Genomic DNA, 14,096 nt, shown 5'->3' with positions numbered 1-14,096 from the left:
TCAAAGACGATGAGGTAGATAGGTTCGAGGTGGAAGTGTGGTGACACATGGAGCTGACGAATACTAATCGATCGAGGACTTAACCAAATCTTGAATACGCAATCAATGTCTTTATCCAGTTTTGAGAGAACGAACTCTCAACTAAATAGTCTAGTGATGATGGCAAAGAGGTCACACCCGTTCCCATACCGAACACGGAAGTTAAGCTCTTTAGCGCCGATGGTAGTTGGGGGCTTCCCCCTGTGAGAGTAGGACGTTGCTAGGCATATGAAAAAACACGACTTTTAGAGTCGTGTTTTTTGTATTATATCGGCGTTATAACGGTGATATAGCAGATGAATTTCCTCTATTCAAAGCTAATTCGCGTTGGTGATTAAACGCTTTTATTGATTGGCGCAAAATGAGCATCGTGAATTTTATAGGATAATCCCCCTCGTAGAATTCAAGGGTTTTACTAATAGCTTATTAGAATTAATCAAAAGAAATCCTAAGAGAATGCTAGGTTGATATAGCTGCTATATCGTGTGAGGTTTAACCCTCTTTTTTCAATGCCCACTTCACCATATTCTTTTCGAGTGCTGTTCGTTGCATCTGTACTTTTTCTAACACCTTAATAGACGCCACATTGTCCTCCAGGCATTCGGCAACGATGGTTTTTACGTGATCAAAAGAGAACGCCCAATCAATTAATGCGCGCACAGCTTCTGTTGCATAGCCTTTGTTTTGGGCTGAGGGGACAATGCCATAGCCGATTTCCACTGTGTGATTCGCATCGGGTTTGCCTTTAAACCCTATATCCCCAATAATGCTGCGAGTTTGTTTCTCGATCACGAGCCATACCCCCCAGCCAGTTAGTGTAGGGTCTTCTTTTAATTCCGTTATATACATCGAAATATGTGGGCCGATTTCATAGTCATCTGCTGGTGCACTGCTGTGTAAGGCCTCTTCCGTACAAGGGATGAGCATGAGTCGTTCTGTTTGTAATTCCATGAGCAATCTCCTTTTTCGCTAATAGTCTTCCTGATATAGCTGCTATATCAGGTGTTTTAGCATGATTCATTTGGCGTGACTTCTTTTACCATGAGGATATGGGGGATACCATCTTCCATAAAGACGTTGGATGCAGTTTGGTAGCCAAGTTTTTCATAAAACCCTTCTGCATGTGTTTGGCCATGTAATTTAACTTTAGATATGCCTTGTTTTGACGCGATTTCCTCTAAGGCATGGATAATCACTTTTCCTAGACCTAATGATCGATATGGTTTTAAGATACAAATTCGTTCTAATTTTCCTAAGCCTTCCACCTCTCTAATTCTACCTGTTCCAACAGGTTGTTTATCGGAATAAACTAAAACGTGTTCGCACTGTCCATTCAGTGTATCAAATTGATCATATTCATCCTCTAATGGGACACCTTGTTCGTTTACAAATACTTCCTTTCTTATCTCAAATGCCATCTGTAATTCCTCAGCCATCGTAATTGTTTTTACATTCATAGGATTCATTCCTTTAAATAATTGTTTTGTTGTAAATACAACAAATTTTCGCTACATTAAATGTAGGATATTTTTATAGTATTTGCAACAAAAAGTTGTACGAAGGGAGTGCGTTATGAAGGAAATTCTTCGGGAAATTGGGATGATTGCACGGGCATTGGATTCAATTAGTAATATCGAATTTAAAGAGCATAATCTGACAAAAGGACAGTATTTATATCTTGTGCGCATCTGTGAACACCCCGGCATCATTCAAGAAAAAGTAGCCGAGATGATTAAAGTTGATCGAACAACAGCAGCTCGTGCAATTAAAAAACTAGAAATCAATGGTTTTCTTGAAAAGAAAGAAGATGAACAGAACAAAAAAATTAAAAAACTCTACCCAACTGAAAAAGGGAAGCTTGTTTATCCATTTATTAAACGTGAACACGAGTATTCCAATACCATAGCACTAGATGGATTTTCCAAAAGTGAGATTGGAACGATTTTCGATTTGCTTCAACGAGTTCGAAAAAATGTGGAAAAAGATTGGGAATATGTAAAAAAGGGAAATAAGCGAAATTATTAAGGAGTGATTTAGTTCATGACGACGGAGATGAAAACATGCACAAGGGAAGATCTAGAAACCCTTCAAACAGTTAGTATCGAAACATTCTATGAGGCATTTCAAGAGCAGAATTCACCTGAAAACATGACAGTCTATATAGAAAAGGCCTTTACCGTAAACCAACTGGAACAAGAGTTAGCGAATCCTAATTCCCAGTTCTTTTTTGTTACGGTAGATAATGACGTAGCGGGCTATTTAAAAGTGAACATGGGAGAAGCTCAGTCAGAGGCAATGGGGGACAAATCACTTGAAATTGAGCGAATTTATCTAAAAGCCCAATATCAAAAACAGGGACTTGGCAAGTTGTTATTCAATCATGCGATGGAAATAGCCATAGCGCAAAAGAAAACGAACATCTGGCTTGGCGTATGGGAAAAAAATGATAATGCGATTGCCTTTTATGAGAAAATGGGCTTTGTTCAAACGGGGACGCATGCCTTTCAGATGGGAGATGAGAAACAAACGGATTTCATTATGACTAAATCACTCTTGTAACGTAATCGGGGATTTGTTCGTCTAACATGATAGTTTGCTTAAATAATAGAGAATAAGGATGATGATGGATGAGTCAGGTAGAACAATTTTGGCAAGAGTTTTGTGTAGAACATCAGAAAGAAGGACTGATATATAAGGCAGCCTTTCAATTTGGCGCTTCTGCAGATTGGTTAGCAGAACTAGTAGTGGAAGGGAAAAAAACGGCGACTACTTCAGGATTTCTATTTTATGAGTTAGAAAACGAAGCTCTTCCTCAAGCTGGGGAGTATTATATTGTGTTAAATGGTCAAGACGAACCCGTCGCTGTCATTCAAATCCAATCCGTAGAAGTGTTGCCGATGAATGAGGTGACGGAAGAGTTTGCTTTAGCAGAAGGGGTAGTCGATTATCCATTTTGGTGGGATGCGCACGAAAAGTTCTTTACGGAAGCGTTAAAAAGTTATGAGATGGAATTTTCGCCTACGATGTTAGTTGTTTGTGAACGGTTCAAAAACGTCTATTCAAAATAAACGAGTCTTGTAAAGGTAGAATAACTACACTGAATATAGAGGACAGGGGGCTCTTTCATGGAAGCAATTGTAGGGGTGTTATTAAGGACATTGGGTTTGTTTTATCCGTTATTGTTAGGTGCGATCCTAGCGTTTGTCTATGCATTGTTAAAGCGTTCGTGGGTATGGATGTTGATCAGTGCTCTTTTACTTTATCCGGATGCATGGTATTTCAGTGGATACCCGCCATTTCCTTGGGTAAAATGGGTTCCTTTCATGCAAGTGATTTTGGCGCTCAGGTTTTATTTAAATCGAAATAAAACATTGAAGTCAAATCTATAAACTCGGTGTTATAACGCCGCTATATCAAGTGGAACACGCACTATTATGGGTATTTTTTCATTATTGTTGAAACTTTCTTTAACAAGGAAGTGTCTATTTCAAGGAAGCGTTATGAAAAGTTATGGTTGAGAGAGTAGGGGAATGGGATGGAGCGAAAAATTGAAATCTTTCAATGTGAAGGGATGTCGATTGAATATTCAATCATCGGAAAAGGTGAACCGATATTAGTCCTGCATGGGGGGCATTCGAATTGTTATGAGGAATTTGGGTATAAGCATTTAGTCGAAAATGGTTTTTCTTTAATCACACCGTCTAGAGCGGGCTATGGAAGGACATCTAAAGCGGTTGGGGAGAGTCTTGCCGTTGCGTGTACGCATTATGCGAAATTACTTCATCAGTTAAATATTGAAAAAGTACACGTCCTTGCGATTTCCGCAGGCGGTCCAAGTGGGCTTTATTTTGCGGCCAACTACCCAGAGCTAGTGTCCACGTTGACCTTGCAATCGGCGGTGACGAAAAAATGGCTGACACCAAAGGATTTGACGTATCAAGCGGCCCGAATTTTATTTAATCCGAAAACAGAGCGATTGACATGGGGGCTTATTGCGTGGATGAATAATCTTTTTCCTCGATTCATCTTTAGACAAATGTTTCCTTCTTTCAGTAAGTTAAATTATCGTGAAGCGGGCGATATCAAGCAAAGTGATGTGGAAGCGATTAGACGAATGAATAACCGACAACGTTCAGGAGAAGGTTTTTTTATAGATATAAAACAAGCCAATGAAATCAAGCGTGATCATTTAAGAAAAATCAGTTGTCCTACGTTGATTCTGCATAGTCAATATGATGGTTCCGTCTCATTAGAACACCCGCATTATGCCCATCAACACATCCCATCGTCTACACTGTACCTACTTGAAACATGGGGACATTTAATTTGGCTAGGTCATTCATCTACTATGACAGATGAAAAGATGATGCAGTTTCTAAAAGAGAATGAGGTTGAAATCAAGGCGCTATAACCATTATAGCACCTTGTTTTTGGCTGTTAATAGGGTGTAGGAGATAAGCAAAAGTGAGGTGGCTGCAGTTGAAAATTTATGCTGTTGAGGATGTGCCGAAAAAACACATCATCGAATTCTTTTCGTTGCATTGGGGAAGTCCTCAAATGGTGATTTCGAGTGGGGTGTATGATTGTAGTACGCTAGATGGGTTTGCAATCTTAAACGAAAATGCTCAAATTATAGGATTAATTACATACATTTTAGAGGACAATGAATGCGAAATTATTTCATTAGATAGTATCGAAGAAGGAAAAGGCATAGGGACATCTTTAGTACAAGCTGTAGAAACGCTCGCGACAGAGAAAAATTGTACACGTATCAAACTAATTACTACAAACGATAACTTATTCGCTTTAAAGTTTTATCAAAAGCGGGGCTATGTGCTCTCCCGAATTTTAAACAATGCCGTAGAACAAGCAAGAAAAATCAAACCGGAGATCCCCGTTATTGGTCATGATGGCATTCCCATTAGAGATGAAATTGAATTGTTGAAGGTATTGTAGGGGATGTGTTAGACACGTGTGATAGTTGTTATATCACTTATAACAGGCGATGCGTTTAGTTCTAGTTGTCAGGATTAATCAAGTTCTTGAGGGATTTAGGACTAAAATTAGAAGATATAACCGTTATAACGGCAGTTTTTGAATCGGGGGATGAGGATGGAGATTACACTTGAGCTATTGAACAGAGATGATTTTGAGAAGCTCTATGAATTTGAGCTAGAAAACAGAGCGTATTTTGAAGAAATGGTCCCGAGTCGTGGGGAGGATTACTATCACTTGGACACCTTTATCAAGAACAATAACGCCCTGCTTATAGAACAAGCACAAGGAATATCGTATTTGTATCTAATAAAAGATCTGAATGGCGTCATTGTAGGAAGAACGAACCTAGTCGATATCGATAAAGCGCAAGGGAGTGGCCATGTTGGGTATCGAGTGGGAAAAGCCTATACGGGAAAAGGCATCGCAAACAACGCATTGGCCCTTTTATTAGAAAAAACATATCAACTAGGCATTAAGCAAATTTTCGCGAAGACAACGACACATAACATTGCCTCTCAAAGAGTGTTGGAGAAAAACGGATTTTCGCACATCCAAACCGAACAAGAACATTGGAATGGTGAATCGTTTGTTCAGTATAGATGGAATGGGGGAGAGATGTAAATGTGGGTAGACGAGAAGGAATTCACGGTGAAAAAGTTCCATTATGTGATCAGAACGGCAAGTGAAAAAGACGCGAAACAATTAGTGAAAGTTCGATGGCAGATCGATGGTGAAACGGAAAATTTAGATCGTGAACAAGGAGAGGCATATCTAGATGAAGCAGGCTTTTTAAAAATCATTAAGAATGACAGAGAAAGTCGGCGAAATCTCTTTTTAGTTGCGGAAGTGAATGACCAAATTGTCGGGTTTTCTAGGTGTGAAGGAAATGGATTAAAACGAACGGATCATAAAGTAGAATTTGGGGTTTGTGTGTTAAAAGATTATTGGGGCTACGGAATCGGTCAAAATCTTTTAAACGAATCAATTCAGTGGGCAGACATCAATGAGATTAAGAAGATTACGTTAAATGTGCTTGAAACCAATGAGAAAGCGATCCTCCTTTACAAAAAATATGGATTTGAAGTCGAAGGAATTTTACGACAAGACAAGCTTCTATCGGATGGACATTACTATAATACGGTGGTCATGGGACGCTTGCAAAATCAGGTGCTATAACCGTTATAACAAGAAAAGCAGCTTCTAGTTTAGCTGCTTTTCTGGGTTTCTCATGGGGATGAGATATTCTTATGGTAAGTTTTCAATCAACGTACGGACAGCATTGGCTGAATCGTGTAATGCTTCTTGTTCATCCGATGTGAGATCAAGTTCGATAATGTTTTCAATACCTTGCCCTCCTAGAACGGTTGGGACGCCAAGACAGATGCCGGTATAGCCATACGCACCTTCAAGGTAGGCGACACTTGGGACGATGCGTTTTTGATCGAGAATAATGATTTCGGCCATTTTGGCAAGGGCAGCAGCGGGGGCATAATACGCGCTCCCTGTTCCAAGAAGGCTGACGATTTCGCCTCCTCCTTTGCGTGTTCGTTCCACAATGGCATCAAGTCGTGATTGGGGAATCACTTTCTCAATGGGAATCCCACCGACATAGGAATAACGAACAAGTGGAACCATTTCGTCGCCATGTCCTCCCAACACAAAACTAGAAACATCTTCAATCGCGATGCCTAATTCTTCGGCAACAAACGTATTAAATCGTGCTGAATCGAGAATACCGGATTGCCCGATTACGCGATGTTTTGGAAATCCTGTTTCTTTTAAGCACACATAGGTCATCACGTCTACGGGGTTACTGAGCACAATGATGATACTTGTTGGGGCGTATGTTTTAATATTTTGCGCCACTTCTTGCATGATGGAGACGTTCATCGTGACGAGATCATCCCGGCTCATGCCAGGCTTTCGAGGTAAACCTGCTGTGACAATGACTAAATCCGCCTGTTCGATCTCCCGATAATCGGCTGTACCTGTGATTTGGCTATTCAATCCTTCAATCGAGTGGCTTTGGAATAAATCCAGCGCTTTTCCTTTTGTGGGGCCTTCTGCACTCGGAATATCCACGACGACAATGTCCCCTAATTTTTTCTGAGCTAAGTAGAGAGCCGTGGTCATCCCGGTATGACCTGCTCCAATAATGGCGATTTTGTTGCGTCGAAAGCTCATTTAATTTCACTCCTTTGTGGCGTTGTCAGTTGAAGAAATAGTCGATGTTTTCTTCCTTGTTCGTGGTGCAACAGACTCTTTTTTTGGTTCAAACATCCGAGCGACTTCTTGATCTGGACGTGGAATGACATGAGCTGCTAGCAATTCGCCTACTCGACTAGCGGCATCTTTTCCCGCTTCGACCGCCGCATTGACTGCCCCGACATCTCCGGTAATGAGAATTGTTACAATGCCACCATCAATCATTTCTTGTTTCAAAATGGATACACTCGCTGCTTTGACCATTGCGTCTGCTGCTTCGATGGATCCAACTAATCCTTTTGTTTCAATCATTCCCATAGCTTGCGTCATGTTTATTCACCTCTAACTTCCTTCGAATCAATGATGCCGATGACAACTGCATCAATTGGTAAGGGGGTACTGGCAAAGATATAGCGGGTAGAACCACCACTCGTTACTAATACTTCATCGTCAACGCCCGCCCCGATGCGATCTGCCACAACGAGTTCATGGCGGATCGGTTGGTTATTGGAATCGATGGGTTGTACAATGAGTAACTTCAATCCGTTTAAATTTTCTTCTTTCCGTGTGGCCCAAACATTTCCGATAACACGTGCAATCATCATCGTTTTTCACCTACGCTTCTTATTGTCTGACTAATGTAATCCCTTTTCGTCTCGCTGCATCCTCTGCAAGAGCCGTCACAATGGTCTTTTTCGGTAAGAGCAGTTCAGGGGTGGTTAGCTTCAGTACAGCTTGTTCTGTTAAAACCTTCTTTTGATAGACAACCAATTCTTTCTTTTGTTCGGGTGTTGAGGCTTCTTTTTTGATCGTTGGTATCGGCTGATTCGTTTCTTCCTCCGAGATGATTTCACCATAGGAGCTTCCTTGAATAAAGGCAGCGTTTCCCTCATCGGTATCAATATGCATTTCCAATCGATAGCGCTCAGAGACTCGTATTTTCACATTGGTAAAAATAACAGGTCGAGCAGAATGGGCACGAACATTGATGGATTGCCCCTCTGTAACGTTGAATCGACGCGCATCGTCCGGAGACATATGAATATGCGAAGCGGCCACGATACATCCTTCGTGTAAATAAATACTTCCTTTTGGGCCCACAATGGTCACGGGTGCTGAGTTTTGGATATCTCCTGAAAAGCGGAGTGGTGCGTGAATGCCTAATTTCCGAGCATCCGTTAAGCTCACTTCCACTTGCGTTAAATCACGTGCAGGGCCGAGTACTCGAACGTTTGAAATAGCATCTTTTGGACCAACAATGGTGACTTGTTCCATCGCCGCAAATTGTCTGGGTTGGGAAAGTTCCGATTTTGGTGTCAAAGTATATCCTTCGCCAAACAAATGCTCAATGTGCTCTAAACTTAAATGAACATGGCGTGCGGAAACGGCAATCGGGATTCTTTGATCAAGCGCTTCAGTCGGTGTAGTACTTTGGTTCAGTTGGGTTAAGACTTGTTCAACAATGGCCTGGATAAGTTGTTCGTCCATCCTCCTTCCTCCTCTCTTTCTTTTTTGATCAGTTGTCCCATCGCACCTTGTGTAAGGGAAGCGGCATTTCCTTCGTCGGTATCGATGTGCATTTCGAGTTGAAAGTCCGGTGAAACGCGAATGGCGACCTGATGAAAGGTAATGGTACGTTCAGAGTCGACAAAGACATCGACGAATTCACCGTCCATCACGCCAAAATCAGCCGCATCCTTAGGCGTCATATGGATATGTGCCTGGGCAATAATGCAGCCTTCTGTTAACGTTACTTCGCCATAAGGACCAACGAGTGTAAGGCTTTCACTATGTGCTAAATCGCCAGAAAGTCTTGTAGGGGGACGTAACCCTAATACAAAACTATCGGTTTTACTAATTTCAACTTGCGAAACACTTCTTGCGGGACCTAATACCCGAACGCCTTTGATTTCTGCTTTTGGCGTTCGAAGGGTAAGACGTTCTTTTGCCGCAAATTGCCCTGGTTGCGATAGGTTAAAATCAAATGTAAGCGTTGCATGGGGTCCGAATAATTGGACAATATGGGCGTCACTTAAATGGACGTGACGAGCTGATATACCGATGGGCACGGTTGTTTTTATGTTCATCTCCATCCCTACCAATCTATTGGTCTAGCTTTGGTAAAATGAATTCAAGTTCGTTATGTGGACGTGGGATGACATGGACAGATAATAAATCACCTACACGTTCTGCAGCGGCTGCCCCTGCGTCTGTGGCTGCTTTGACTGCACCGACATCCCCTCGTACAAGAACGGTTACAATACCGCCACCAACATGGACTTTCCCAATTAAATTAACATTGGCTGCTTTTACCATCGCATCAGCTGCTTCAATTGCGCCGACTAAACCTTTTGTTTCAACCATTCCTAATGCTGTACCTTGACTCATAAATAATTCCTCCTTGTTTAGTGATTAATTTTTTTTAATACTTCTTCGACAATTTTGGCGATGACGTCTTCACTGACTGGTATATTAGATGTTTGGGACACAACGGATGTAACGACGTCATTTATTGGAGAAGCAGGGATTTCCACTTCTTTTACGCCATAGGACATTCGTTTTGTTAACATCAGATGTTCCGCTGAAATATTGTCAGAAGTGATATTGCCGCCGAATGATCCGCATCCTAATGTGAAGGACGGTCTTAAATGCGTTGTCCCCCCAACAGCGCCCAATGTGGACATGGTATTGACCACAATACGTGAAACCGGTAATGCCAGTGAGAAATCTTTTGCCAGTTGCTCGTTTTCTGTATGAATGGATAAGGTGTGGCCTCGTCCGCCTAAATCTAACAGACTACTACATAGATGTTTTGCTTCCACATGATCTTTCACACGATACACGGCTAAAATGGGTGACAGTTTCTCCAAAGAGAAGGGAACATCTTTTCCAACGCGTGATTCAAACCCGGCAATCACTTTGGTTTCTTTCGGGATGTTAATGTTCGCAAGGGCCGCAATCGTTTGAGGCGACCTGCCGACGATTTTAGGATTTACTTTGCCGACTTCAGGTGAAATCACGTTTTCCATGGTCTGCTTTTCGGCATCGTTTAAAAAGTAGACATTTAATTTTTTTAACTTTTCGATCGCTTTGTCATAGATGGCCTCGTCTAAAATTAGCGCTTGTTCGGTTGCGCAAATGGTGCCATAATCAAAACTTTTACTTTCCACAACATGTTTTAATGCCCGGTCTAATTTGGCGGACTTTTCGATATAAGCGGGTACATTTCCAGGACCAACGCCATATGCTGGTTTGCCCGAACTATACGCCGCTCTTACTAAAGCGCCACCCCCCGTTGCTAAGATGACATGGGTTTCGGGATGCTTCATTAGTCGTTCTGTCGCTTCCATCGATTTTTGCGTTAAACATTGGATAAGTCCTTCTGGCGCCCCCGCTTTTTTGGCAGCTTCATCACATAAACGTAACGCTTCATTTGTACAGTTAACCGCATACGGGTGAGGACTTACGACAATGGCATTGCGTGTTTTTAAGGAAATTAATGTTTTAAAAATAGCGGTGCTCGTTGGGTTCGTTGTAGGAATAATGGCAGCCACGACTCCATAGGGTGTTGCGAATTCGACGGTTTTTTTCTGCCGATTTTCGTTGATGATCCCAACTGTTTTTAAAGCCTTAATATCGTCGTATACCCCCCGTGAGCCCACTTCATTTTTCATCTTTTTATGTGCAACCACGCCCATGCCGGTTTCTTCAACAGCTAATTTGGCTAAATACTCGGCGTTTTCGTATGCTATGTCTGCTATAGCTTTGATAATTTTGTCTACTTGTTGCTGGTCAAAGGTCATAAACTGAGCTTGTGCTTCATTGGCTAGTCTGACTTTTACATCGACCTCTTCAAGTGGACCGATTTGACTTGTCGTCGTTTTTAAAATTTCAATCATTGTTCACCCATCCTTTCTTGCTATTCTATTGGCTGCGATGCAATTTTCTCGATGGCTTGTCGAAAAGCTTCCGCTGCTGCTTCACATGCAGACTGTGATCCACTAAGCAGTCCGCCACCAAAGTTCGTTTCAGATGGAGGACCGTAAAAGACTTTTAACTCTACATCTGCCGCTTTCAAAGCTGCATCAATTCCGACTACTGCCTCTAGTGGTGGGGCAATTAAATAGGCTAACGCACTGCCAACAGGGACATTGGCTGTTTTCGCTAAATAACTCCCACAGCTTGATACTGTATGCGCATAGATGGCGTGGTTACCTAAATACCCCACTTCCTCAAAATAGGCGTCAAAGGTTACTTTTTGTTTAATGGCTTCAAATGCGCTATTGATTTCATCGGGGGAAGAGCCGGCTACGATGCCAATCATTTCACCTGACAAAGGACCTGATGCATGAGCTGCCCCTGCATAAAAACTTTTCGCATATACCACTTCGACATCGGCTTTCTTTGTTGCTTCATCAATGGCCGTATAGCCGACGTCATCAATGGTGAAGGTGACAATGCCGATACTTTGGTGTTGTGGGGTTAACTCTAACGCTTGGGCGAGCTGATCGTTTACTCTGGGAATAGTTTTCATCGCTAAAATCTCCGCATATATACGTGCGCCCATCGGTACACCTCCTAGCCTTCTTTTTCAACTAACTTGATACCGCTTGCTTCGTATCTCAAGATCTTTTCGATAATCGTTCCTAAAAAAGCACCGGCTTCTACAGGGGGGATGCCACCTTGATGAATGTTTGATACGACGGTACGATCGGATTCAATCGTTCCATGGCGTGGTTGGTAACAAATATATGCACTCATCGATTCGGCTGTGACCAATCCTGGTCGTTCTCCGATTAAATAAATCACGACAGTAGGTTTTAGTACTTCGCCGATATCGTCCATTAAGCCAACTCGCCCTTGTTCGATATAAAAGGGTGTGCCCATCGCTAACTGAAGGCTTTCTAAACTTTGTACTAACGAGAGATAAACATTTTCTAAATTGGCATTAATGGCTTTTGCGCTTAGCCCATTGGAAGCAATAATTTGCACTTGCGGTTGTATCATGCAGCGACTAAGCAACAGGTCTTTTGCATGTTGAGTTAACTTTCTGCCTAAGTCCGGTCGTAAAATATATGTTTCTTTATCGTTTTCTACTTTCGTTTGGATGGTGAAAAACCCTAATTTTTCGAGTAATGATGCATCAACTTCTCCGTAGACGGAATCGACGGCCGCCGCATGATCCAATCGAAATTTTAAGAGCGATTTCGTGAGTGGTCTTGGTCCAGAGCGTCCAATGCCAATCCGTGCAGGGGTTTTCCTTCGTGCATTCGCATATTTTTCGTCGAAATCTTCGAAAAACTCTTTCGGTGCAATTTCTTGTATGGGAATGAAACCGTTACTTGAAAGAGAACTGTTGTCCCGGAACGGTTCAGAAGGATTCCGTATCGAAATCATTGGCTTGGTATCGTGTTGTTGTTGTTCACTTAGCGTTTCGATGACCATTTTTGTAATTTGCTCAATCGTTTGGGAGTCCATAATTCCACCTACCTTTCAAAAATTGTTAAATCTCCAGCGCGTGCACTTAATCGCCCATTTTCGTAAATCCCCATTTGGACAAGCCAGTCATAAAATGCAGGAGATGGTTTTCGATTAAACGTTTCTTGTAATGTGGCGATATCATGGTAGCTCATTGATTGATAATTGAGCATCACATCGTCGCCAAGAGGAGCTGCAATGATAAAGTTAACCCCGGCTGTCGCAAGGAGTACGCCCAGGTTTTCGTTATCATTTTGGTCTGCTTTGATATGGTTCGTATAACAAATATCCACGCCCATTGGAATGCCATGGAGTTTTCCCATAAAATGATCTTCTAGGCCAGCTCGAATGACTTGTTTGCTGTCATATAAATATTCAGGACCGATAAAACCGACGACGGTATTGACGATAAAGGGATTGAAATGACGGGCAAATCCGTAGTTTCTCGATTCTAATGTCATTTGGTCGATGTCATAATGGGCATCGGCAGACAGTTCAGAGCCTTGTCCGGTTTCAAAATAAAAAGTATTAGGACCGGCACTCGTGCTCTGCTTTTTCATTAATTCATCAGCTTCTCGTATCAGTTCAGCGGAAATCCCAAAGGAACGATTGGCTTTTTCGGTTCCAGCAATACTTTGGAAGATCATATCGGCCGGTGCACCTTTCCGAATCGCTTTCATTTGGGTTGTGATATGAGCAAGGACACAATTTTGAGTGGGAACTTTCCACTCATTCATAAATTCCTTTGTGCCTTCTAAAATCCGTTTGACGCTTTCCACTGAATCATCAACAGGATTGATGCCAATGACCGCATCGCCAACACCGTACGAAAGACCCTCTTTTAACGACTCTAAAATGCCATCTAAATTGTCTGTGGGATGGTTCGGCTGTAGTCGAGAGGCAAGGGTTCCTTTTTGTCCAATCGTAATATTGCATGTGGTGATAATTTCAATTTTGTTCGCTGCATGGATTAAATCGAGATTGGACATTAATTTCGCCACGGCGGCAATCATTTCGGAAGTTAATCCTTTGCTGAGTCGCCGCAACTCCGCATTTTGGACATCGCTCCGTAAAATATATTCACGTAATTCTGCGACAGTCCAATTTTGAATTTCGTTATAAACGACTTCATTGAGATCGCCATCAATAATGCGTGATACTTCATCTTCTTCCATTGGGATGAGTGGGTGATTTCGAATCTCTTTTAGTAGCAGTTCACTTAAGACTACTTTGGCCGCAATGCGTTCTTGTACGGTTTCGGCAGCTAACCCGGCTAATATATCGCCAGATTTCAACTCGTTGGCCTTGGCGAATACTTCTTTTAAATGGTGAAATCGATACACAATACCACCTAAACTTGTTGAAAGGTTCATAGA

At 42.0% G+C, this 14,096-nt stretch carries 20 protein-coding genes and 2 rRNA genes; 10 read left to right on the top strand and 12 right to left on the bottom strand.

The window, feature by feature from the left end; translation table 11 throughout:
• Window positions 1-87 (top strand): 23S ribosomal RNA (locus EK386_RS18670); the annotation flags it as partial.
• A 62-nt stretch (window positions 88-149) separates the two neighbouring features.
• Window positions 150-265: ribosomal RNA gene (gene rrf, locus EK386_RS18665) — 5S ribosomal RNA — on the top strand.
• Window positions 266-531: 266 nt separating this feature from the next.
• Here the strand turns inward: rrf and EK386_RS18660 are convergent.
• Complete coding sequence (locus EK386_RS18660; RefSeq protein WP_126660696.1) at window positions 532-990, bottom strand: GNAT family N-acetyltransferase; 459 nt, start codon at window positions 988-990, stop codon at window positions 532-534.
• A 56-nt stretch (window positions 991-1,046) separates the two neighbouring features.
• The gene (locus EK386_RS18655; protein WP_126660694.1) at window positions 1,047-1,496 is read right to left on the bottom strand and encodes a GNAT family N-acetyltransferase; all 450 of its coding nucleotides are present in this window, start codon (window positions 1,494-1,496) and stop codon (window positions 1,047-1,049) included.
• A 115-nt stretch (window positions 1,497-1,611) separates the two neighbouring features.
• Here EK386_RS18655 and EK386_RS18650 point away from each other — a divergent pair, with 115 nt between their 5' ends.
• From EK386_RS18650 to EK386_RS18615, 8 genes are all read left to right on the top strand, one after another.
• Complete coding sequence (locus EK386_RS18650) at window positions 1,612-2,064, top strand: MarR family winged helix-turn-helix transcriptional regulator (protein ID WP_126660693.1); 453 nt, start codon at window positions 1,612-1,614, stop codon at window positions 2,062-2,064.
• A 15-nt stretch (window positions 2,065-2,079) separates the two neighbouring features.
• Window positions 2,080-2,598: a spermidine/spermine N(1)-acetyltransferase gene (gene paiA / locus EK386_RS18645; protein ID WP_126660692.1), complete on the top strand. Its 519-nt coding sequence runs from the start codon at window positions 2,080-2,082 to the stop codon at window positions 2,596-2,598.
• Window positions 2,599-2,666: 68 nt separating this feature from the next.
• Window positions 2,667-3,107, top strand: coding sequence for an ASCH domain-containing protein (locus EK386_RS18640; RefSeq protein ID WP_126660691.1), 441 nt, complete (start codon window positions 2,667-2,669; stop codon window positions 3,105-3,107).
• A gap of 57 nt (window positions 3,108-3,164) precedes the next feature.
• On the top strand, window positions 3,165-3,428 hold the full coding sequence (locus tag EK386_RS18635) for a hypothetical protein (RefSeq protein ID WP_126660690.1): 264 nt from the start codon (window positions 3,165-3,167) through the stop codon (window positions 3,426-3,428).
• 146 nt (window positions 3,429-3,574) lie between these two features.
• Complete coding sequence (locus EK386_RS18630) at window positions 3,575-4,450, top strand: alpha/beta fold hydrolase (RefSeq protein WP_126660689.1); 876 nt, start codon at window positions 3,575-3,577, stop codon at window positions 4,448-4,450.
• Between the two features lie 68 nt (window positions 4,451-4,518).
• Entirely contained in the window at window positions 4,519-4,995 is a 477-nt protein-coding gene (locus tag EK386_RS18625; protein WP_126660688.1) for a GNAT family N-acetyltransferase, read from the top strand.
• A 156-nt stretch (window positions 4,996-5,151) separates the two neighbouring features.
• Window positions 5,152-5,658 carry a GNAT family N-acetyltransferase gene (locus tag EK386_RS18620; RefSeq protein ID WP_126660687.1) on the top strand — a complete coding sequence of 169 codons (507 nt, stop codon included), beginning with the start codon at window positions 5,152-5,154 and terminating at the stop codon, window positions 5,656-5,658.
• Complete coding sequence (locus EK386_RS18615; RefSeq protein ID WP_126660686.1) at window positions 5,659-6,213, top strand: GNAT family N-acetyltransferase; 555 nt, start codon at window positions 5,659-5,661, stop codon at window positions 6,211-6,213.
• A gap of 69 nt (window positions 6,214-6,282) precedes the next feature.
• On the opposite strand, the gene mdh is transcribed toward EK386_RS18615, so the two are convergent.
• Genes mdh through EK386_RS18565 form a run of 10 tightly spaced genes read right to left on the bottom strand, consistent with a single transcriptional unit; the run spans window position 6,283 to window position 14,093 of the window.
• Window positions 6,283-7,221, bottom strand: coding sequence for a malate dehydrogenase (gene mdh / locus EK386_RS18610; RefSeq protein ID WP_126660685.1), 939 nt, complete (start codon window positions 7,219-7,221; stop codon window positions 6,283-6,285).
• Between the two features lie 6 nt (window positions 7,222-7,227).
• Window positions 7,228-7,572, bottom strand: a complete 345-nt coding sequence (locus EK386_RS18605) for a BMC domain-containing protein (RefSeq protein ID WP_126660684.1) — start codon at window positions 7,570-7,572, stop codon at window positions 7,228-7,230.
• Between the two features lie 2 nt (window positions 7,573-7,574).
• Window positions 7,575-7,847, bottom strand: a complete 273-nt coding sequence (locus tag EK386_RS18600) for a EutN/CcmL family microcompartment protein (protein WP_126660683.1) — start codon at window positions 7,845-7,847, stop codon at window positions 7,575-7,577.
• 19 nt (window positions 7,848-7,866) lie between these two features.
• Window positions 7,867-8,730 carry a phosphate propanoyltransferase gene (pduL, locus tag EK386_RS18595; RefSeq protein ID WP_126660682.1) on the bottom strand — a complete coding sequence of 288 codons (864 nt, stop codon included), beginning with the start codon at window positions 8,728-8,730 and terminating at the stop codon, window positions 7,867-7,869.
• Window positions 8,688-9,311, bottom strand: coding sequence for a phosphate propanoyltransferase (locus tag EK386_RS18590; RefSeq protein WP_342774280.1), 624 nt, complete (start codon window positions 9,309-9,311; stop codon window positions 8,688-8,690). Before EK386_RS18590 ends, pduL begins: the two co-directional genes overlap by 43 nt.
• Before the next feature lie 34 nt (window positions 9,312-9,345).
• Window positions 9,346-9,630, bottom strand: a complete 285-nt coding sequence (locus EK386_RS18585) for a BMC domain-containing protein (RefSeq protein WP_126660680.1) — start codon at window positions 9,628-9,630, stop codon at window positions 9,346-9,348.
• Window positions 9,631-9,647: 17 nt separating this feature from the next.
• Entirely contained in the window at window positions 9,648-11,141 is a 1,494-nt protein-coding gene (locus EK386_RS18580; protein WP_126660679.1) for an aldehyde dehydrogenase family protein, read from the bottom strand.
• 20 nt (window positions 11,142-11,161) lie between these two features.
• Window positions 11,162-11,809, bottom strand: coding sequence for an ethanolamine utilization microcompartment protein EutL (gene eutL / locus EK386_RS18575; protein WP_126660678.1), 648 nt, complete (start codon window positions 11,807-11,809; stop codon window positions 11,162-11,164).
• Between the two features lie 11 nt (window positions 11,810-11,820).
• On the bottom strand, window positions 11,821-12,720 hold the full coding sequence (eutC, locus tag EK386_RS18570) for an ethanolamine ammonia-lyase subunit EutC (protein ID WP_126660677.1): 900 nt from the start codon (window positions 12,718-12,720) through the stop codon (window positions 11,821-11,823).
• A gap of 8 nt (window positions 12,721-12,728) precedes the next feature.
• On the bottom strand, window positions 12,729-14,093 hold the full coding sequence (locus EK386_RS18565) for an ethanolamine ammonia-lyase subunit EutB (protein ID WP_126660676.1): 1,365 nt from the start codon (window positions 14,091-14,093) through the stop codon (window positions 12,729-12,731).
• Window positions 14,094-14,096: the final 3 nt, after the last annotated feature.

It is taken from the genome of Lysinibacillus antri, assembly GCF_003977595.1.
Lineage (GTDB): Bacteria > Bacillota > Bacilli > Bacillales_A > Planococcaceae > Ureibacillus > Ureibacillus antri.
The sequence above is the reverse complement of the archived record's forward strand: the minus strand, read 5'-3'. Positions and strand labels throughout refer to the sequence as shown.